This is a genomic window from Sutcliffiella halmapala, from assembly GCF_002019665.1.
Lineage (GTDB): Bacteria > Bacillota > Bacilli > Bacillales > Bacillaceae_I > Sutcliffiella_A > Sutcliffiella_A halmapala.
In genome coordinates this window covers 134,463-156,657 of record NZ_KV917375.1, presented here as the reverse complement: position 1 = coordinate 156,657, position 22,195 = coordinate 134,463, and the positions used below count along the sequence as shown (strand labels likewise).

General features: G+C 37.9%; 19 protein-coding genes. 5 read left to right on the top strand and 14 right to left on the bottom strand.

Annotated elements, in window-relative coordinates; all coding sequences use genetic code 11:
• Entirely contained in the window at positions 1–1,860 is a 1,860-nt protein-coding gene (locus BK580_RS00755) for an FtsX-like permease family protein (protein WP_078378483.1), read from the bottom strand.
• Positions 1,847–2,614 carry an ABC transporter ATP-binding protein gene (locus BK580_RS00750; protein ID WP_078378482.1) on the bottom strand — a complete coding sequence of 256 codons (768 nt, stop codon included), beginning with the start codon at positions 2,612–2,614 and terminating at the stop codon, positions 1,847–1,849. The genes BK580_RS00755 and BK580_RS00750 overlap by 14 nt, the downstream gene beginning before the upstream one ends.
• 223 nt (positions 2,615–2,837) lie before the next feature.
• On the opposite strand from BK580_RS00750, the gene BK580_RS00745 reads away from it, so the two are divergent.
• A complete protein-coding gene (locus BK580_RS00745; RefSeq protein ID WP_078378481.1) occupies positions 2,838–3,548 on the top strand; it encodes a response regulator transcription factor in 711 nt (236 codons plus the stop codon).
• A 9-nt stretch (positions 3,549–3,557) separates the two neighbouring features.
• On the top strand, positions 3,558–4,937 hold the full coding sequence (locus BK580_RS00740) for a sensor histidine kinase (RefSeq protein ID WP_078378480.1): 1,380 nt from the start codon (positions 3,558–3,560) through the stop codon (positions 4,935–4,937).
• 67 nt (positions 4,938–5,004) lie between these two features.
• On the opposite strand, the gene BK580_RS00735 is transcribed toward BK580_RS00740, so the two are convergent.
• Positions 5,005–6,234: a hemolysin family protein gene (locus tag BK580_RS00735; RefSeq protein WP_078378479.1), complete on the bottom strand. Its 1,230-nt coding sequence runs from the start codon at positions 6,232–6,234 to the stop codon at positions 5,005–5,007.
• Between the two features lie 278 nt (positions 6,235–6,512).
• Between BK580_RS00735 and BK580_RS00730 the strand changes: the two genes are divergently transcribed.
• Positions 6,513–7,382: a polysaccharide deacetylase family protein gene (locus tag BK580_RS00730; RefSeq protein ID WP_078378478.1), complete on the top strand. Its 870-nt coding sequence runs from the start codon at positions 6,513–6,515 to the stop codon at positions 7,380–7,382.
• Between the two features lie 164 nt (positions 7,383–7,546).
• On the opposite strand, the gene BK580_RS00725 is transcribed toward BK580_RS00730, so the two are convergent.
• The 9 genes from BK580_RS00725 to BK580_RS00685 all read right to left on the bottom strand — a co-directional run bounded on the left by BK580_RS00725 (position 7,547) and on the right by BK580_RS00685 (position 18,970).
• Positions 7,547–8,500, bottom strand: coding sequence for a hypothetical protein (locus tag BK580_RS00725; RefSeq protein WP_078378477.1), 954 nt, complete (start codon positions 8,498–8,500; stop codon positions 7,547–7,549).
• Positions 8,501–8,529: 29 nt separating this feature from the next.
• Complete coding sequence (locus BK580_RS00720; RefSeq protein ID WP_078378476.1) at positions 8,530–9,471, bottom strand: ligand-gated ion channel; 942 nt, start codon at positions 9,469–9,471, stop codon at positions 8,530–8,532.
• Between the two features lie 580 nt (positions 9,472–10,051).
• The gene (locus tag BK580_RS00715) at positions 10,052–10,726 is read right to left on the bottom strand and encodes an ABC transporter ATP-binding protein (RefSeq protein WP_078378475.1); all 675 of its coding nucleotides are present in this window, start codon (positions 10,724–10,726) and stop codon (positions 10,052–10,054) included.
• A gap of 4 nt (positions 10,727–10,730) precedes the next feature.
• Positions 10,731–12,290: an ABC transporter permease gene (locus tag BK580_RS00710; RefSeq protein ID WP_328589033.1), complete on the bottom strand. Its 1,560-nt coding sequence runs from the start codon at positions 12,288–12,290 to the stop codon at positions 10,731–10,733.
• Between the two features lie 87 nt (positions 12,291–12,377).
• Positions 12,378–13,487 (bottom strand): Fe(3+) ABC transporter substrate-binding protein, encoded by a 1,110-nt coding sequence (locus BK580_RS00705; RefSeq protein ID WP_078378473.1) that lies wholly within the window; start codon positions 13,485–13,487, stop codon positions 12,378–12,380.
• Positions 13,488–13,677: 190 nt separating this feature from the next.
• Positions 13,678–14,709 (bottom strand): extracellular solute-binding protein, encoded by a 1,032-nt coding sequence (locus BK580_RS00700; RefSeq protein WP_235863973.1) that lies wholly within the window; start codon positions 14,707–14,709, stop codon positions 13,678–13,680.
• Between the two features lie 13 nt (positions 14,710–14,722).
• The gene (locus BK580_RS00695; protein ID WP_235863972.1) at positions 14,723–16,177 is read right to left on the bottom strand and encodes a HAMP domain-containing sensor histidine kinase; all 1,455 of its coding nucleotides are present in this window, start codon (positions 16,175–16,177) and stop codon (positions 14,723–14,725) included.
• Complete coding sequence (locus BK580_RS00690) at positions 16,174–16,845, bottom strand: response regulator transcription factor (protein WP_078378471.1); 672 nt, start codon at positions 16,843–16,845, stop codon at positions 16,174–16,176. Before BK580_RS00690 ends, BK580_RS00695 begins: the two co-directional genes overlap by 4 nt.
• 529 nt (positions 16,846–17,374) lie before the next feature.
• Positions 17,375–18,970 carry an ATP-binding protein gene (locus BK580_RS00685; protein WP_235863971.1) on the bottom strand — a complete coding sequence of 532 codons (1,596 nt, stop codon included), beginning with the start codon at positions 18,968–18,970 and terminating at the stop codon, positions 17,375–17,377.
• 1,099 nt (positions 18,971–20,069) lie between these two features.
• Between BK580_RS00685 and BK580_RS00675 the strand changes: the two genes are divergently transcribed.
• Positions 20,070–20,828 (top strand): DUF5683 domain-containing protein, encoded by a 759-nt coding sequence (locus BK580_RS00675; RefSeq protein ID WP_078378470.1) that lies wholly within the window; start codon positions 20,070–20,072, stop codon positions 20,826–20,828.
• Positions 20,829–20,842: 14 nt separating this feature from the next.
• Entirely contained in the window at positions 20,843–21,307 is a 465-nt protein-coding gene (locus BK580_RS00670; RefSeq protein WP_078378469.1) for a hypothetical protein, read from the top strand.
• 100 nt (positions 21,308–21,407) lie between these two features.
• Here BK580_RS00670 and rlmH read toward each other — a convergent pair whose 3' ends face one another.
• Together rlmH and BK580_RS00660 are read right to left on the bottom strand one after the other, a co-directional pair.
• A complete protein-coding gene (gene rlmH / locus BK580_RS00665) occupies positions 21,408–21,887 on the bottom strand; it encodes a 23S rRNA (pseudouridine(1915)-N(3))-methyltransferase RlmH (RefSeq protein WP_078378468.1) in 480 nt (159 codons plus the stop codon).
• 82 nt (positions 21,888–21,969) lie between these two features.
• Positions 21,970–22,149 (bottom strand): CxxH/CxxC protein, encoded by a 180-nt coding sequence (locus tag BK580_RS00660; RefSeq protein ID WP_235863970.1) that lies wholly within the window; start codon positions 22,147–22,149, stop codon positions 21,970–21,972.
• Between the last annotated feature and the right edge of the window lie 46 nt (positions 22,150–22,195).

The window sequence follows — 22,195 nt, the reverse complement described above, 5'->3', positions numbered from 1 at the left end:
TTACCCCTCCAGATAATCTTGATTAATTGTTTTGTTAAAGCTTCGTACTGTGATGAAATAATAAATCGTGTAAATGACGGTATAGGCCAGCATCCAAAGAATGACTGGAATTAGAAAGTCCATCATAAATAAATTAGAGAAAGCTGTTAATGCAACTGTTCCGTGAAAAAGTCCTAAAACGAGTGGTGCTGTAAAAATTACTGCAACTTGATTTCGGACCGTTCGCTTCATTTCTCGTTTGGAAACACCAATCTTACGAAGCACGGTATATTTTGCTTTATCTTCCTCTGCTTCTGTCATCATTTTGAAGAAGATGATGCTCCCCGTTGCCACTAGAAAGACTAACCCTAAAAAGCTTCCGACAAATAGCAGTGAACCGTAAGCCTCGATAGAATCCTTATAGTCTTTCGTAGCACTTGAGAAATTGTCTATTGAAGTTGAAGCCGCTAATTCCTCTGATAAGGCCAGTTGATTTTTGTAATCTTTTACTTGAACAGCTTGATACATTTTTTCATCTGCTGTGATTTTGCTATATAAGTCATCCGTTACGACTATGGCACTTGCACCAAGTGTGAACGTATTAAATACGGATTTGTCATATAATTTCGTCACCTCATATTCAACATCTGCAATCGTTACAGATTCCTTTTTCTGTGACCAACGCTCATCATAAAATGTATCCATTATCAATACTTCACCGTCTTTGATAGCTTGTATATCCGACCATTCCAGTTTTTTCGCCAGTTTCTCAAATGTTGATTGGTTAATGACTGCATATTCCATTTCATGAGTGTCTTCTGTAATACGCAGCATCTTACTCGTTATTGATTCTTCGTGTTCTATCATATCCGGGTTAATGTCTTGCGGAGCGCCTTCCCACATAAAAGTGTGAGGGGCATATGCTTGTACATTTTTTTCAGCATTATAATAAACTCCAAATACAGCACCACCTGCTGTAATCGTTGTTGCACTCAAAATAGCGATGATTGTCAGCGTTTTAGCATTGCCACGAATACGGTATAACAGCTGGGAAGCAGTCAGTAGGTTAAGCCCTTTCCAAGCCCAAAACTGCTTCTTTTTCATCACTGATAAAACGTATACAAGGACACTATGGAATAATAATGCTGAGCCAATAACGGTTAGTGCAATAATCACTATCGGCGTAGCCAAACCAAGCATGCGCCAGATTTCTGATGTCAATAAGTCTTGTAAAGCTAGCCAGTAGGCACCTACTAAAGTTGTCACACCTAAAATGGCGGTAATCATACGTGCCCTTGGCAATCCCTCGCCTTTTTTCTCAGCATGGAATAAATCGATTAACTTGAACCGATAAATAACTCGATATCCTTGCAGCGATGTGAATAGGAAAATGATAAAGAAAACCATGAAAGTATTGATCACAGCATCCATTGAAAATGCGAATCCTATAACAACGTCCAGGCCCATTAATTTCACTAAAATCGTCAATAAAACTCGTGATAACAAAAAACCAAGGCCTACTCCAACAATTAGTGAAAATAATCCGATTACCATATTTTCAAAAAATAGCAGAAAGCCAATAGAACGTTTGCGAACACCTAACAAAGAATAAAGCGCGACTTCTTTTTTTCTCTTTTTCATAAAGAATGAATTAGAGTAGGTAATAAAAATCGCCACGAAAATCATTAATACAAAGGAAGAAGCACTCATTATGCCACTGATTTGTTTTGATGCTTCTGCTAGCGCACTAATATCCTCACTATATTTCAACGTCACAAATGTGAAATAAATAACGATTGAAAAAATCGTCGTACCGATATAGAGTGAATAGCTTTTTAAGTTACGGCGAATGTTTTTCAGTGCTAAATCAAATAACGTCATGCACGTCACCGCCTATTTGTGCCAGTTCATCTAAAATCATTTTGAAAAATTCCTTGCGTGATTTAGTTGCGCGGAATATTTCCTTTGATAATTGACCATCTTTAATAAATAAAATCCGACGGCAGAAACTCGCAGCGTATGCATCGTGCGTAACCATCATGATGGTTGTTTCATGCTCTTCATTTAACTTACTTAGGCTTTCCAGCAAATCAGTTGCTGATTTCGAATCTAATGCACCAGTAGGCTCATCCGCAAAAATAAGTTTTGGATTTGAAATTAACGCCCGGCTTGCGGCAGTGCGCTGCTTTTGACCACCGGATATCTGGTATGGATATTTATCTAACAATGGTGAAATACCAAATGTTCGGGCGATAGTTTCTACTTGTTCCTTAATTTCAGCTGCAGGCTTTTTCGCTATCGCTAATGGCAATAATATATTTTCACGTACAGTTAATGAATCCAGCAAATTATAGTCTTGGAAAATAAAGCCGAGATGATCACGACGGAAATCCGAAAGTGACTCCTCCTTCATTTTCGCAATATTATCATTTCCAATTAAAATATCACCTTTCGTCGGTGAATCTATGGTTGCCAGGACATTTAACAAGGTCGATTTCCCTGCCCCCGAGGGTCCCATGACACCAACAAATTCTCCATGATCAATGTCAAATGAAATATGTTCGAGCGCCTTAAACGTATTCGAGCCTTTTCCATATATTTTTTCTACGTCTCTTACAACTAATAATGGTTCCATCCATAAGCACCTCTTTCTTATGTCCTTACTATAACGGGCAAACCTTACGCCAAAATCACGCCTATCTTACAAAATCCTTAAATGCGAAATATTATTACATGAGGACATACTAAAAAGACATTTTTGGTTCAACACTTCTTACCAATTGCTTTATACTGATAGAAACGTGCATTTACATGCGGCACTACTACTACTTAGATGAGAAAGGAAAGATGTGTGAAAGATGGACAAGCCATGTATTTTAATCGTCGATGATGAGAGCGACTTATGCTATTTAATAAAAACAGCACTCACGAAGGAAGGATTTTCTGAGATAGAGATAGCGGGTTCTATAAAGGAAGGATGGGATAAATTTGAAGCATTTTCACCAAATATCGTTATTTTAGATGTGATGCTTCCAGATGGCGAGGGTTACGATTTATGCAAGAAGATTCGTGAGGTATCACGTGTTCCTGTGATGTTTTTATCAGCCAAATCGGATGAGATTGATAAAATCTTAGGATTGGCAATCGGGGGTGACGACTATATTACGAAACCATTCAGCCCAAAAGAATTGGCCTTTCGTGTTAAAGCCCAACTTAGGCGCGCTGGCTATTACACGATGGAAATACCTGTCCAAACAATTGCCTCCAAAACGATAGCAGTCGGTCCATTTTCAATGAATGATGAAGAAACCGAAGTCATGAAGAATGGGGAGATCCTCGAACTAACAGCAAAAGAAGTTGGCTTAATGGCGTGCTTCATGCGCAACCCAAACCGTATTTTAAGTAAGGAAACACTATTTGAGAGGGTTTGGGGGGAGGATTTTTATGGTGCAGATAATACTTTAATGGTTCATATCAGACGGCTCCGAGAAAAGATTGAGGATACCCCTTCCAAACCAACCTTTATCACAACAGTCAAAGGGCTCGGCTATCGATTTATAACGAGGTAGGTGATTCATTTGAAATGGAAATTAACAGCCCGCTACTTAATATCGGTGCTCATCATTGTCTTCATTGTCATTTTTATCAATACTTTCATACTTATTGGCATGCTATTTTACCAGCAGACACGTGGAATCGATGAGGTATCAAGTGACTCAGGTGAGAGCTTTACCCGCCATTTCCACAAGTATTTAACAATTGAAAACGAACTGCCTTCCGTCTCAACTGAAGGCATTAAAGCACTACAATCATTCGGTGCGTGGATCCAAATTTTAGATAGCAACGGACAGGTTGTTTCATCTGCCCTTGCACCAAATGATGCGTCGACCCACTATAGTCCAATTGAACTCGTTCACAAATATAAATATATGGATGATCAGTTTGTAACCTATTTTGTTGGGGAGTTTGAGCCATATAGCTATTTAATCGGCGTTCCTGATTCCAAAGAAGAACGTGTAGTATTCATGTTGAATGCCGAATCGATTTTTTCTTACATAACCAAGTCTTTATTCGCAATCATTATCGTTGATTTACTCATTGCGATGCTTGTTGGTTTACTTTTTAGCACCGTCTTGACAAGACCAGTTTCCAATTTGATTGACCGAATCACACAGCTCAAAACACGAAATTTCACTGTACAGGAAACGAAAAGACCAGGCATTTACAAGCCTGTTTTTGCCAATTTAAATGATGTCTCCCAAACACTGCAGGAACATGAAAAGGACCGATTAAAGCTTGAGAAAATGCGGGACGAATGGATTAGCAATGTATCTCATGATTTAAAAACACCACTAGCTTCAATTCAAGGATATGCAGAATTATTATGCGACCAAGACGTATCACAAATGGAGCGCTTAGAATACGCCGAAGTCATCGAACGGCAATCCATTTATATGAAGGACTTGCTTGATGATTTTAATTTAACCATCCGCTTACGTAATCAGGAAATGCCCTTAAAATTGCAGGAAACACGATTAGAAAGCTTTGTACGAGAAATTGTAATTGACTTATTAAATGATCCTCAATTTGGCAAATATGAAATCTCCTTTATTAGTGCTTCCCAGAATTTAAAGTGGAATATCGACCGCCACCTGATGAAACGCGCCATTTTAAATTTTGTTTACAATGCGCTCATTCATAATGATGCGAACATTGCTGTAACTATTCGGGTCACATTAGATAGCATATTAATTGAGGATAATGGAAAAGGTATTGCAGCACACGACCTAGAACAAATCTTCGAACGCTACTACAGGGGTACAAATACCGATAACATTCGAGGTACAGGCCTTGGCATGGCAATTTCAAGGGATATCATCGAAGCTCATGGAGGAAGAGTTATATTGTCTAGTAAAGTTGCTATCGGTACAACGGTGGAAATTCGTATAGGTGGATAAACCACATTCCTACTGTCCTTCACTAAAAGGGGCTACTCATTCTGTATGAGTAGCCCCTTTTGTATATTCAATTCTTCCTCTTATTAATTTCAACACGATTGACTCTTCTTTCATTTATTTCAAGCACTTTAAATTCTAGGTTTTCATAGGTAAACGTCTCACCGGCTTTTGGTAAGTAACTTAGCAGGTTGATGATAAACGCTGCCAAATTATCGGCTTCATCTGGAATGTCCGTTTGAAAGACATTATTTAATCGATGTAATGACAGCTTTGCATCACAAATAATTTGTGTCTCTGTCTGACTGTGGATTAATGAATCACCTATATCTGTCTCATCCTCAATATCTTGCCCAATCATTGTTTCTATTAAATCCTCATGGGTAATTAAGCCTTCTGTTCCCCCATGTTCATCTAAAACAATTGCAATATGTTTCTTTTCTTTCATCATTTCTTTAAATACTACATCAATTGGATTAAATTCGTAGAAATACAATGGGTCCAAGTCTGCATAGTCTTGAATACTTCTCTCCTGGTTAACTGCCCATGTTAACATAAATTTCGAATGAAAAACTCCAACAATATGGTCCACGTCCCCATCATAAATAGGGTAGCGTGTGAACTGATTCGCTAATAAAAACTCACGTGCTTCCTCAAAAGGCGTATCAATCGAGATTGCTTTCATCTCTACACGATGTGTTTTTAACACGTCAGCTACATTTAAATTTTTGAAATCTAAGACCGACTTTAAGCGGTACATCTCATCATTTTTAAACGTCCCCTCTGTATGTGCAATATCCACCATTGCTCTCATCTCTGCCTTAGAAATCGTTATTTGATTATCTGGGTCTTGTCCTAAAAGTTTAATAACTGTTCTCGTCAACAGATTTAATAAATAGATGAATGGCTTCAAGATAATGAGAATAATCACTGTTGGATAATAAACGAGATGAGCAATTCTTTCAGGAAATGCCGCTGCAATCGACTTAGGCATCACTTCCGCAAAAACAATAATTAAAACCGTTAACACAGCTGTAGTGATACCAATATGCCAACCATATTCAAGGGCAATAATCGTCACTAATGAAGGAAGCACAATATTAGGCACATTGTTTGCAATTAAAATACCTGGAATGAAATCATCCGTGTTGTTAACTAACTTGAGTAAGCGTGCTGCCTTTTTATCCCCATTAGCTGCTTTCAGTTGCAGCTTCATCTCATTTGTTGCCGTCAACGCTGTTTCACTACCTGAAAAATAACTGGAGGCGATGAATAATAAAATGATTGCAATAATTAACATAGTCAAACCTTTTCACCTACTCTAATTCTATTGTTTTATACGTTTCAATCTTCACATGTAATTATTCCCTTTCTCACATGAATCATAACAGAGGCAAAAGATCACGTCACTCAGTCACTCTTGTGTGAAATCATTATGAAAGCAATTCTTTACTTTTCAGAACTTAGATCCTCATAAATCGTATAGGAAAAAAGGAAGGTTATTTTCTTTCTTTTTGAATAAACTATCCTTTTTTATCAAAAATAACAATGTGTTTTAAATAAAAAGGAGATGAATAGATGAAAGGGCGAATAGTCAAGTGGACGCTGGTGGTTGGACTTTTGTTTTGCTTTCAAATGACAGATATCGTGGCTGTTTCTGCGAATGATGCTTCCTTAGGTGATGTCTCGCAGCAATGGTGGAAAAAGGACAAACGGGATAATCCTAAGAAAGGTTTTCCTGAACTTAGAGGAGGACCAGAAAATCCAGAGCGATCACGGCAGCAGCCTGTTGATATGAGACTCTTACAGCAACGGTATCCAGATGTATTTTTCCTACAAGGTTCGACAGATCAAAAACGAGTTGCTTTAACTTTTGATGATGGTCCAGACCAACGTTTTACAAATGACGTATTAGATGTATTAAACGAATACAATGTACCGGCAACGTTTTTCTTATTAGGTTCAAGAGCTGTTGCTTATCCTGAAATTGTCACGCGGATTCAAAATGAAGGGCATGTGATTGGAAACCATACATACTTCCACCCTAACCTGGTAGATGAATCTGACCTCAATACGCTTGAGCGGGAAGTCACTAGAACGGAAGATGCTCTTTATGACATTATTGGTTACCGGACACATTTATTCAGACCCCCATATGGTTTCTTATACAATGAATTAGTCGAAAAGCTTGCAGAGATGCAATATTTAGTAATTGGCTGGTCGGTAGATTCTTTGGATTGGCAGGAAGACCCACCAGAAGTTATCGCTTCAAATGTGTTAGACATCGTTCATCCAGGAGCGATCATTCTCATGCATGACGGTGCGGATTGGGATGGAGATCGTACAAATACCATCGAATCACTCCACCAAATTATTCCAACACTACAAGAACAAGGCTACGAGTTTGTCACTGTTCCTGAGTTATTGAATGTTCCGTTTGCGAAATAGAAGGGTCTCTCTTCTATTTCTTTTTTTATGCCCTTCCAAATGAAAATAGAATTCAAAAAAACCTGGCCAACTTTCTATTAGCCAAGTTTTTTTTGAGAATTTTGGTTTGATATTCTTTTTATGATACCTCGTTCATTTCTGCCAGTTTCACAACTCAAAATTTGCTACAAAAACCAGAAAAATAATCCGGCATATAAAAGCAAGGTCACAATCAACAGAACTGGTAAGCTATATACCTGCATTAAAGCAATTCGCTGATGATTTTTGATATTTTGCAAATGCATGACATAAACATTCACAAATATATAAATGATTAAAATAAAACAAGTGAGTAGGATATATTTATCTACAAAAGTCAAATAGCCTGTAGTCGGAATACGATCTGTCAGTTTTTTTGAAAACATTCCAGTCACAATCAGGGCAACGTTCGTTATTTTGGAGCGAATATGCAGCTTTTCGGGTCCAAGAAAAAAACTAGCTAAACAAACTATAATGATAAACATGACAGAGCTAAACGTTCGCACAAAAGCATTAATCATGTTTTTATGAACAACAGTCGTCAGTGAAAATTGAGAATACTGTTCATTAAAAACAGGATAATCATGAACGAATACATTAGACATCCATTCTTGAATTAACCAGCCTGTCAAATTTATATCAGAATCAATTCCTATCTCTTCTTTTAATGGAACATATATCATTTGCTCAATCGGCTCTTTTTTACTTTCCAATTGAATTTCAAGCTGTTGGCTATCAAAGGGATATTTGGTAAGGTCCATTGTGAATCGAAAAATAGAAACGATTCGATAAATTTTAACGTACATTCCCTCATCATCTTGATAATCTTCAATCAACGTAATTTGTTTTTGCGCTCCATATCTCATTGCAGCTGCATTCATTAATTCAAAGCTATCATCTTCAATCGGTAGTTTATCCTTCAGCGTTAAATAAAAGTCTGCGGTAAAGTAACCTTGTGTAATATCTACATCACTATAGTTAATAATGTATATCCCAACTCCGACTTCTCGCGGACTTTCTTGTTGGTCCACTGCAAGTACAATAGAAGGGAAGATAAACATAAATAAAACACATAAAACCGTTCTTATAATAAATTTCACTAGAACCCCTCATTTGGTAACGTTTTGGTCTACTCGATGAAAAATACAAAAAACAATAGATAAGTGAGAGGAACTAGACCAAACAGCGCATATCTTATTTTTTTATCAATGGCGATAACGTTCTTGTTTTCTTTGTTACTATTCAATTTATAAATATACACATTGACACAAATACATATTAATAGAAAAAAGTATGTTAAAAACATAAACTTGTCCGCAACGGTCAAATAGCTGACCGGTGGAAGTTGGCTGAAAATAGAAATGTGAAACATCGCAATTGCAATCAAAAGTGAACAAATTATTTCCAATCGTGTCGTCACCTTATCAGGAGCAATGATAAAAATAACTAATGTTATTAAAACGGTAAATAAAACAGGAAGAAACGTTTTCATAAAGGAGTTAAACCACATCTTTGAAATACTTACATTGAAAACATACTGGGAATAACTTTCGTCAAACACATCATAATGATGATTATTAACTTCCGTATCCCACCCAAGTATTTTCCATCCTGGGAACCGATTATACTCATCCATTCCTGTCTCATTCTCGATCGGCACATAAATAAGATCTTCCGTATTCTCAATGGTACTTTCAATCATGATACCTAATTTTTGTTTATCAAATGGAAAATTTTTAAGATCAATTTTTGTTGTTAGAGCTGCAATGATGCGATAAATTTTCACATACGTCCCATCATCTTCTACATACTCATCATTTAAGTCAAACCGCAAAATTCTGCCGTTCATTAATTCAAAGCTATCATCTTTAATTGGCTGACTGTCTTTAATGGTAATGTAAAAATCAACATCAAACGTGCCACTCATCGTATCCAACTTTCCCATATTCAGCAAATAAAGACCGACACTCGCTTCCCGAGGACCATTCTCTTCGGCAAACCCAAGCTTGGGAAAAAGACTGCATACTATAATTATGAGAGCAACGGCTAGAATTCGAATCAATACTTTCACATAGATCCTCCCATAACTGTGTAATTAAACTTCAGAATCATCTGTAAACCAACCCTTTTCAAATTTTGGCTTATTATCCTCTTCATTAATCTATTAAACTATCATACTGAAAAAACATATTTCACTCACTCCATCCCCGTGCAATAGGGAAAGTATGTAAAATTAATTTATTCTCATTAATTGGAGGCATAAAAAGTAAGTACCCAAAAACCTAGTGTAATGGTAGCAGAACAATAGACCCAAAAAAAGACTGAAGGTGTACAACTATAGACATTATACGACAAATTACCCATTTGAACACACAAGAATTATTTGTAATGAATGCCATTTATGAAACACTGAATCAAAATAGGAGAATGTTCAAACTTCATTAAAAATCGAGAAAAGGACGCTTCAGACGGAATCGATCAGGTAGATTAGAAGGCTTAATGGAAGGGAAAATATTTGGAGAAGAGGTTTTTGCTTCTGCTATTTTAGGTTGGAAAAAGCAAAAAAGCTGATATAATACCAGCTCTTTACCACGAATTTTATAAGCTTTTGTTTCTTGCTTGCAATCTCAACATAACGATCAGATCCTACCTTAACTTAGCATTTTTATAGAATTTTCCTTCGCATCATCCTTAATATGTATGACACGATCACATATCGCCTTAATATCCGCTGGATCATGGGAAACGAGCAGGCAAGTAATATTCGCTTTCTGCAAAATCTGTCTAAGTTCACTACGGATTGTCGCTTTCAAGTGAGCATCCAAGCTGCTAAATGGTTCATCCATTAGAAGCACAGATGGCTCCGGGGCAAGAGCCCTAGCCAGTGCCACTCGTTGTTGTTGTCCGCCGCTTAGTTCATGTGGATAGCGTTTTACATATTCACTCATTTGCACAAGATCCAGCATCTGCTCCAGACGTATGCGACGCACAGATTTCTTGTATTTATGGAGCCCGAAGACGATATTATCTGCGATAGTCATGTTCGGGAATAAAGCATAGTCCTGAAAAACCATACCAACACCTCGTTTTTCAGGCTCTATGAAGGTGCGATCATCAACCAAAATGCTGCCATTGATAGCAATGCTTCCGGTTTCTGGCATTTCAAGTCCTGCTATAAGCCTGAGAAGCGTGCTTTTCCCACTTCCACTTTCTCCTAGAACTCCGATAATCTCGCCTCGTGATATCGTAAATGATAGCTTATCAATCACTGCTGGCTGTCCTCCGGCGAAACGGAAGGTTAATTGATCTACTACTACATAAGACATAGGCTCATATCCTTTCAGGTTTTAGTATGAATAATACAGAAACTAGTCCAATCAGTATTAGCAACAATGATGGAAGTGCGGCATCAAATATGCGTTCGTCCGTTGCATATTGATAAGCCTGAGTCGCTAACGTGTTGTAGTTAAAAGGCCTAAGCAGCAAAGTAAGCGGCAACTCCTTGATGATTTCCACAAAGGTTAGGACAAACCCGCTAAGCAGCGATCCTTTTATTAGTGGAAGTTCTATCCGGAAGAAAGTAACGAAGCTACTTCTTCCAAGTGTTCTAGATACCTCTGAATAGGCTCGCGGCGTTTTTTCGTACCCAGCTTCTAATGCTGTATATCCCGTAGCCATAAAACGAATCAAATAGCCGGTAATCAACATCACTAAAGACAAACTGAGCACAAGAGCACCTTCTGCTTTGCCCATCAATTTATAAAGTGGGGAAAGCCATTCGTCCAATGCAATAAAAACAGCCAACACTCCAATCGCCACAATCGAACCTGGCACGGAGTATCCAGCCGATAAAAGACGCGTCAGAGCTTGCATAAAAGGAGAGTCGAACATTCGAGCTGCCCTAGAGGAAAAAAGTGCGATCAAAAGAATTATTGCAGTTCCTATCCCCGCTCCTTTTAACGTATTCACGATCAAGTCAGCAAAGTTGGAATGCCATACGTTACTACCATGCTGAATTGACCACGTAATCAATTGTATGATTGGAGCAAGGAAAGCAAGCACAAAAATGATCGTACAAAAAAAGGTTGCTCCCCATGCTGCAACCCCCTTCAGCGGCTGTGGCTTAAGTATATTGCTTCTTCTTGTTGTACTCCCATACCGCCGGCTTCGTCGCAGCAGACGTTCAAGTATAAAAAGTCCCATAACGCCGAGCATAAGCCAAGCTGCTAATTTCATAGCCGATTGCACATCATACATTCCAAACCAGATCTGAAAGATGGCAGTTGTTACCGTCTGCACACCAAAATAATTTGCTACCCCATAATCGCTTAATACCTCGAAGACAACCAACATGAAACCAGCTATAATAGCAGGTCTAGCAAGAGGAATGACCACTCTAAAAAATACAGAGATAGGCTTATGTCCCAGCAGCCTTGCATTTTCAATAAATGATGCACTTTGACGCTCTAGAAAAACACGTGTCAGCATGAAAACGTACGGAAATAAAAATAAAGTCAGAACGAAAATGGCTCCGCGATCCGACATGACCTCGATGGTACCCGGTGGTAACACGATATCAAACTTATTGCGCAGTGTCGCTTGAATAATGCCGGTATATCCCGTCATCGAACTATAAGTATAGGCTGCTATATAGGGTGGAATGGCAAGCGGAAGGGCAAGTGCCCACTTGTAAATGTTTCGAAGCGGAAAGGTATAACCTACAACAAGCCAAGCAAGCACTACTCCGATCGATCCAGCAAAAAAACCAGTGAAAAGCACTAGTTTTGCCGAGCCTAAGACATAATCGGTTAGTAAGAACTGTTTGACATTAGCCCAATTTTCAGTAGGAGAACTGAACAAACCTGAAAGCACATAAAAGATAGGCAGCAATACAACTGCTGCCCCAATTACACTTGTTATTGTCCATCCATTAATGTGCCTCCTGGTTGACCTTGGAAGCAGAGTGATTTTCATCTACTATTTCCAGCCGACCTTATTTGCAATTTCCACGGCTTTCGGATTCAGTTCACCGTATTTTGCAAAATCAATGTTCTGGCTCTTGAACGTACCCCAGCTTTCCAACAACTCCGGAAGCGTCGCATCACTGTTCACCGGGTATTCGAAATTAGCCTGTGAAATTTTCGTTTGCGCTTTTGCCGCCGTTAAAAACTCCAGCAGTTTGATAGCATTATCTTTGTTTTGGCTATGCTTGACGAGTCCCGCTCCACTGATATTGATATGGGTGCCACTCGTTTGTTGATTTGGGAAAAACACACCAATTCCTTCTGCTACCTTTACTTCTTCGGCTTCAGCAGAAGTTGCTAGTTGCCCAACATAGTAAGTATTCATGAGCGCAACATCACCTACACCTGATGCGATAGCTTTCGCTTGGTCTCGATCGCCACCCTCTGGTTCGCGAGCTAGGTTTGCAGTAAGGGCTTCTGCCCAAACTTCCGCCTCTTGTTCACCCATGATGTCTATAAACGAAGCAAGTAGTGACTGGTTGTACAGGTTCGTTGATGACCTAACTGCAACCTTACCTTTCCATTTATCTGTAGCCAAGTCTTCGTAAGTAGAAAGCTCGCTTGGGTCTACTCGATCCTTAGCGTATACGATTACACGAGCACGTGTAGATAACCCAACCCATTGATTTTCCTTATCTCGCAGTTCAGTAGGAACTTGTTTGTCCACAACTTCAGATACAATTGGTTGCAAGATTTCCTCTGTTTTAGCTGTATTCAAGATACCGCCATCTACAGTAATGAACAAGTCTGCAGGCGTACTTTCGCCTTCACGCTTCATGCGCTCAATTAATTCTGGCGCTTTCCCCTCCACTACATTTACCTTAATACCAGTTTCCTCTGTAAACATATCGTACAGTTCCTGATCTACATCGTAGTGGCGAGCTGTATAAATATTAACCTCTCCGCCAGTTTCAGTAGGTTTAGATTCAGCCGTTTCTGTGGTTTTCTCCGGTTTAGCACCTTCAGTATTACTAGTTGTCGAAGTTCCAGAGCTACATCCTGCTAGAATCGCTATAATTAAAAGCGAAATAGTTAATAAGTATGAACTGCATTTGTTGAACATTTTTCATTTCCTCCTCAGTTATTTCATATGATAATAATTTTCATTCTCAATCATAAACAAAAAAATAATACTTGCATTGAGTGTTGAAAATGAGAATCATTATTATTTCTATTACCTATAAAATATCTTAACAGCAAAAAATGAGAAAATGATGTGAAAATAAAATTTATTTGAAAAACGTAATGAACTACTACTTCCACCCAACCCTTTCAAAAATTTCCTTCGTCTGCTTGTGAAAACGACCGAGACTAGCAATATCAACTGGCTGTTGCTTGAAATTTTTCCAGTTCTTCAACATTTCAGGCATATTGGCTTCACCATTCACTGGAAACTCGTAACTTCCTTGAGTGAGCATGGTTTGCCCCTCGCTACTTGTTAAAAATTCAGCCAGCTTAAGTGCATTATCCTTATTTGGAGTATGCTTAGCCAATCCAATCCCACTAATGTTCATATGAGCCCCTGTCGTCTGCTGATTTGGAAATAAAACGCCGAGATTCTCCACAATCTCTCGCTCCTCTGGATCAGGTGAAGCCGACATTTGACCGATGTAGTATGTATTCATAATTGCAACATCCCCAACCTTCGCTGCAATAGCCTTGGCTTGTGCCCTATCTCCCCCTTCCGGATCGCGGGAAAGATTACGAGCAATGCCCTCTGCCCACTTCTCCGCTTCCGACTCTCCGTATAGTTCTATAAATGAGGCTAACAAAGACTGATTGTATAAGCTCGAGGCAGAACGAACAAGAACCTTTCCTTTCCACAGCTCACTTGTCAAGTCTTCATAAGTTGAAAGTTGGTCTGGGTTGACGCGATCTTTGGCATACACGATAACTCTGGAACGAGTAGCAATACCTGCCCAATAGTTATCTGGGTCTCGCCACTCCTCAGGAACATTCCGTAGAAAAATTTCCGATGTGATCGGTTGAAGCACACCGCTTTGCTTTGCGAAATTAAGCGCACCTCCGTCAACAGCAATAAACAGATCTGCAGACGAACCTTTCCCTTCCCGCTTCATTCGTTCTACAAGTTCTTCTGCTGTTCCCTTAACTTCATTAACCTGAATGCCTGTTTGTTTTGTAAATTCCCGAAAAATTTCGTTGTCTATCTGATAGTGCCTTGCAGTGAACACATTGACAACTTGTTGCTTATCTTCAGAGCTCTCCCCACGATTCATTTCGTAGAATAAATAAACCATTAGGAATAAGATTGAGGAAATCACCACCAGAAAGACCCTCTTAATCCACTGTTTCATTAGATTCAACCTCCCGCTTATTAATGTGAAGACGACTTGTAAATGAAATGGTCACTGTAGTCCCTTCTCCCTCCTTGCTTTGGATAGTCATACAGCCTTTGTAGCGATCGACTAGCCGTTTGGCAATTGCTAATCCAAGTCCAGTTCCACCCAACTCTCGACTACGCGTCTTTTCCACCCGATAGAAACGGTCCATTACATATGGCAAGTCCTTTTCAGGAATGCCAATTCCCCAATCTGTAACCTCAAAAACCGCTTTATCTTTTTGTAAAGAACCTGTAACACGTATAGGAGAGCCAATTGTAGAATACTTCACTGCATTGTCCAACAAAATCAACATTAGTTGCTCCAAATGCCTCTCAGAAATTAATACCTCCTGATCTTTAAACCCTATAAAAGCCGTTTCAAACGTAAATTGAGGATGAAGTTGCTCACATTGTCCAATTAAATGGAGAATCGTCCGATCTGCTCTTAACGTAACCTCATCAGGTTCATCCGAATCCTTCTCCATTTTTGTGAGAGTAAGGAGATCTTGAACGAGTGATTTTAGTCGGGTTAACTCATAATAAGAAATGTTTAAGGATTCTACTAATGCTTCAGGATCATCCTTTCCCCAACTAAGTAAAAGGGACATATGTCCATCCATAATGGCTATGGGTGTCCGTAATTCATGCGAAGCATCCTCTACAAATTGGCTTTGTCGAGAAAAAGAAAGCTCAACTTGATCCATCATGCCGTTAAAAATTCTCATTATGGTGGTGATTTCATCCTCTTTATCAGGGACTATCATCCGTTCTTGCAGTCCTTTTCGTTCGACATTCTTCATCGTCTTAGCCATTGACTGAAGAGGCTTTAGTAATTGCCATGCGAGTAATCCACCGCCAAAACCACTTAGGACAACAACTCCAATTCCGGAAAGGACGAATACACGAAATAAAGCTTCTGTCATCTTTTGGAATTGATCCATATTTTTCACGATCTCTATTGTTCCATCAAATGTATGGATTGTAATCGGGCTCCTCATCACAAGTAGGGTGCGTCCGTCTTCCTCAGCAATAACAATTTCCGTCTTCGTTTTATGTACAGGTTGAACCCACTCTTCAGGGATGTCTTCTGATACTGTGATCATCTTATTCCCGTGTTGATCGATGATACGAATCATCTGATCATTCTGATTTCGCTTATCTAAATAGCTGCGAATTTTTGGAAACTCATCTTCGGTAAATCCAGCCTCCCTTTCCAACATCCCATTCAAGATGTCATTCATTTTTTGTTCCACCTGCTTTTTCTCTTGGCCAATCATCCAGTTCTCAACAAAAATATATTGCACCGCATTATAGGCTATAAATAGTACAAAAATGAGGAAAGCCGACCATAAGGTTAGCATCCATTTAATTGGTATGCGTGACAATTTCCGCTTCATGGTATAAGTTATCATGCTTTCATCATATAACCGATACCACGTACAGTTTGGATATAGCTGGCTTTTCCCTGTTCATCAATTTTATTACGCAAATATCTAATATAAACATCCACAACATTCGTATCAACTACTGCTTCAAAGCCCCAAACTATATCAAGAAGCATCTCTCTACTCATAATGCGATTAGCATGCTCCATAAGTGCTGCCAACAGATCAAATTCTCGCTTAGTTAACCCAATCTCTTCGTCCCCTCTTTTGACAATTCTCAAATCAAAATTGAGGGACAAATCTCGAAATGTCAGAATGGTTTGGGACGATTCTGTTGCTTCTCTTCTAAAAATAACCCTCATCCGAGCCCTTAGTTCTTCAATTGAAAATGGCTTGGGCATATAATCGTCTGCACCGCAATCAAGACCAGCGACACGGTCCTTAATGCTATCTCTGGCAGTTAGCATAATGACTGGCGTTTTTTTAGCTGTACGAATTTGCCGACATACTTCCATCCCATCCATTTTCGGTAGCATCAGATCTAGCAAGATAATATCCCACTCTTCGGCAAGTGCAAGATGTAGCCCTGTCGCCCCATCATATGCCAAAACCACATCTATCGCATCACGTCGCAGTTCCATCTCGACAAACCGCGATAGATGTCGCTCATCTTCTATAAATAAAATCCGCTTCATTCTATTCGAGTCCTCTCCTTACAAACTTTGAAACTAGCTTATTTACAATCATCATTATAACTAATTATAGTAACAATGAGAATGGTTTTCATTTATAATATTATGTATAAGCTGTAGAAACATATGGAAGGAAGGATTCTTAGGATATTCAATCATCTATTTAACTAAGCAAAAAGACACTACTTATATTCCAGTTCTAGAGGTTGTCGTAGAGATAGAAAAGTGAATGTGGACCCTGAAATAGACACCTGGACTCGTAAACTTACCATTCTTGCCGATCTCTAAAAGGAAGTTGAACACGAAACGGAAAACCTCATTATTGTACTTTATCGAAAAATATAGGCGCTAAATAGTAAAAGGGAATCCTTCATTTAATGTTGGATTCCCTTTACATTTAATTTTTATTTATGACTGCCCTTTTGTTAAATAAAAAGTAGGAGGGGAGTGATAAAGTTAACTCCTTTCCATATAATAACAGGGTTTGAAAAATGATGTTTGGAAAATAAAAAAAGTCATATTTATTGAATTTTTAAGTTTGTGGCAACCATATTGTAAAGATTGTCCCTTTCCCCTTCTCACTTTTTACTTTTATTCTTCCTTTATGCAACTCAATAATATGATAGCTCATCGATAATCCTAGACCTAACCCGTTTTTTTTCGTTGAATGAAAAGGAGTAGATAATTTTTCGAAAGTATCTTTATCCATTCCAGACCCATCATCTTGGATTGTAATTTCAATCCCATTATCAGATTGACTCTGATGGATATCAATGGATATGATGCCATCAAAATCGATGGCATCATAGGAGTTTTGTAGAATGTTTAGAAAAACTTGCTTGATTTTATCCTTATCTACATTAATCTTATCTTTATAAAAAACTTGATAATGAAGCTTTATGTTTTTATTTCTAAAATCATTTTCCATTAACGTCAAAATATCTTCAATAAGTTCATGTATGCTCACTCTAGATTTTGAGACTTCTTTTGCATCAGGTTTAGCCATCATCACAAATTGCTGAACAAGATTTTTTATTCTTTCTAATTCACTGAAGATGATTCTAAAATATTCTTTTTGCTTGTCATTATCTGTTCTTAAATTTCCCTTAAAGACTTCTAATAAACCTATGATTGAGGTAAGTGGATTTCTAATCTCATGAGCAAGTCCGGCACTTATTTTTCCTATTGCTGACAATTTCTCACTTAGCATAAGTTGTCTTTCTAAAACGAGTCTTTCTGTAATATCTCTAAACTGGCCAAATACTCCATTTATTTGGTTGGATTCATTATAAATTGGAAATGAGTCAAATAAATACGTTTTGTTTGATATGGATATTTCTATATCTTCGTACTTTTTACTACCTCTCAAAACATTTCCCATGTATCCTCCGATAACTGCTACTTCAGTAATTTGACGATTACATATTTCTTCTTTATTGCAAGATAATACTTTCTCAGCAAAAGGATTTATTTCAACTATTTTTCCGTCCTCATTGGCCAAAATGACCCCGTTTCGACTGTTTTCCATTAGCACTTGATTCAAGACTAGTAATTTCTTATTCTGCTGCTTTACTCTAACCTCTCGTTCGATAGAATCTACAGCAGAATGGAGTAATCCTGAATGGAAAGAGCTTGCATGATGAGCGGCCATCATCACCGAAATGGTCCCGCTTATCTTACCTAATGAATAAAAGGGTACAGAGAAACAAGCACTTTCATGTAAACAATGAAAAAAATGGTCTGGCCCAATGAGTTGGACAGATTGTCCCATTTTTAATGCCATTTCAATACTATTCGTTCCCGCCTCTTCTTCCTTTAATCTGATTCCGGTCGATAAACCTAATGATTCAATTTGCCCCTTAATCATTTCATCTCCGTACAACTCTATAATATATCCTTCATGATCAGTGATAACGATTAAAACAGCTATCCCATCTAATTCAGCTATTAACTTCGTCATAAATGTTCTTGCTACAGAAATGGTATCATCAAGCATCTTCTTCTTTTGTTCCAACTCACTTTTAGGCAATTTTGCTTTAGGAGCCGAAAAATTATAAGGATTCATTTTGTTATTAAGACATCTTTGGTGTGAATTATATATATATGCATTTCTAGATTCCATTTTCATTAAAGCCACCATCTACAATTTTTTTGTAAGTAATTCCATTCAACCTATTAAGAATATCATTATTTGTTCATTTAAGAATATGTGCTTATAAATAAATTGTAATAGAAATGCTATTCTACTTAAAGAATTTATGATACGGTTCTCTTGGATTTTTTTGAGAATAATTAAAAGAATGAAACCCATCCATCTCACTTCTTTTCAATAAGAATTCTAATCCTTAAATAAGTAACTAGCGAAAGTAAAATAAGCGGAGATTTTTCGGTTATATGCAGAATGGAGCTTGTTTCAGGGGAAATAAGAGGAGGTTTTCCGATTATGCAAAGCAAAATCCCCCATTTTCACGTTTTTCGAATGGATAGGCGGAATCTCTCCGTCTATTTAAGCTATTTTTTATTTTATTTACTAATTAAGCGAAATTTTTCCGTCTATTTATTAGAGCGGGCGCTTAATCTGATCTCTCAACCGATAAGAGCGAACCCTCTTGATCCCAGATGGGGGAATCAACATCTTTTTATCGACTAGTTGAGATATTACTTTTTTTACCGTCTTGTCACTTAGCTTCAAATACTTCTCGACTTCTATAGGGGTTATGGCTTCTCCTTTTCGAATCGCTAGCCGAAGCGCTTCCTTTTCGAGAAAGGACAGAGATGTCTGGTCCAGTTCATCACCCAGCCATCGGCCAATCACTTCCTGAACAATCTGTTGGCATCGACGAGGCTTCTCCTGAAATTAAACATGATAATATATGATACACAGCTTTTTCATCTCCTTTCCTCTAGATATTCCCTAAAACGAAACGATATCCATGTTACTTTCGATTGGAATGAATGGTTTAGTATTTTATCATCTTCTACATTTTTATTATTGTTTATATTCATTCGAAAGTACCTTCCTCCTGTCATCATTATCTGGGTATATAATCTAGCATTAGTTAGTACGATTGATTATTGTCTGATTGCGACTGCCTTACAAGAAGTACGAAAAACCTAAATCGACTGGATTGTTGATAGGTACCTTTAACCTATTTTAGTTAATCTTTGTATAAAAATAATGTTGGATAACAAACTAAGATGAAAAACTCTATTAAGAAGGTATTAATATGGCTATTCACGTTCGACGTCCACTTGCAAATATTAATATGTTTGGCATTACACATCTGAAACAACAAAATCCCTATATGGTCGCTTGTTGGTCTGCTATTTTTCCAGGCTTTGGGCATTATTTACTAAATCAATATATTAGAGCAACTTTGTTAACATTATTTGAAGTAGTAATAAATACTTTAGCTCGTATAAACGAAGCAATGATTTATTCCTTCTGCGGAAAGTTTGAACTAGCTAAATTAGTATTGGAACCTAAATGGGCTTTTGGGTATCTTGCTATCTATTTAATTGCGATAGCGGATAGTTTCCGGTCAGCATTATACCAAAATAAACTTTGGCATTTAGCCAGAGCTGACAATAAGCCCATCATTAGCTTAAAAATTTCCACATCTGAAATACAATATCTCGAGAAAAAAAGTCCAATTACAGGAGCGATATACTCTTTTTTCTTTCCTGGTTTAGGTCAATTGTACAATCATCGGTTTGGTCTAGGTTTCTATGCAATGTTTTGGTGGTGGGTCTACCTATCCTTGTCAAGAATGCACGAATCTTTCTTAAGTCTATTACATGGCCGCCTCTATGATTCCATTTCTATGCTTCATCCACACTGGTTGCTATTTATGCCTTCTGTTATGGGTGGATCCATTTATCATGCCTATCGTACAACTGTTGAACATAATCAACTTTTTCGGATCGAACAGCGACAGCATCTCTCAGCCCGTTACCAGAACAGTAAAATTCGAATTTTCTCCTAAGAGGTGCTCGTACAATGTTGATTATCGGCATATTTGAACAATCAATCGAATTAGAGCAAGCATTAGCAGAAATAGAAAAAAGTGCGATCCCAAGAGAGCATATTCTCGTCACTTTCATGGATAACGACCCAAAGAAAAACAATTTTCGAGAGCATAGTCCTCGTGCTTTTGAAATAGGAATTTCCATGGCAACTGGCTGTTCAGTTATTGGAGCATCAAGTGGTTTTGTGTTGACTTGGGGGCCTATTATTTGGGGGCTTATTGGTGCGTTTATTGGATTTGGTATAGGATTAAGCGCATATTATTTAGTCAAAAAAGTAAAAACACAAAAAAAGCGTACAAACCATGAAGTCACAGTTCTAATTCAATGTAATAAAGAACAGGCACAACATATTACTAATATTCTTTGGAATTACCAAGCCCTTTCAGTTGGGCAGGTTGATTATCCTTCAGGAGGAAAATATAGAACTGAAATTTAGAAGAATATCAAGCTAAATAAGTAATTAAGACCACCTTTATTAGGTGGCCTATTACAATTCCTGACTCTTTGGCTTGTAATTTATTATTCAAAAACCTCACTTACTTATGATACGGTTCCCCCCGATTAATCCGAAACGCCCGATACACCTGCTCCAACAAAATCAACCGCATCAGCTGATGGGGAAATGTCATCTTCGAAAAGGACAAGGTATCATTCGAGCGCTTCATTACCTCATTACTCAATCCAAGCGATCCTCCTATTACATAGGCAATTTTACTTTTCCCATACGTAGCAAGCTTATCTATTTCTTTTGCTAACTCTTCCGAAGAACGCTGCTTGCCTTCAATAGCTAATGCAATAACATGCGTATCATCAGAAATTTTCGCAAGAATGCGTTCGCCTTCTTTTTGCTTCACTTGTTCCATTTCCGCATCACTAAGTTGTTCAGGTGCTTTTTCATCGGCTAGCTCGATTACTTCGATCTTGGCATATGCACTGAGCCTTTTTAAATATTCGTCGATTCCTTGCTTTAAGTACTTTTCTTTTAGTTTTCCTATTGTGATTATTGAGATATTCACAGTAATCCCCGCTTTGCAAACAGTTTATCCACAAAAGTTATCCACATATCCACATTTTCTATCCACATTTAGTATGCGAATATTAGTTCCCCACCATATATATTGCGGATTCAGAACAGAATTCACAGGTTGTTGATAACTTTTCTTCCTCTGGTACTTCTTCTAATATTGGAGCCTCTTCATGTTCATCTATGTACATTTCCATTGCTAATTCTATATGCTCTAAACAACATTTCAAACTATCCACAATCCTTTCAAACACATGTTTTCCTTACAAGGATACCATTTATCCACAGGTTAATAAATCA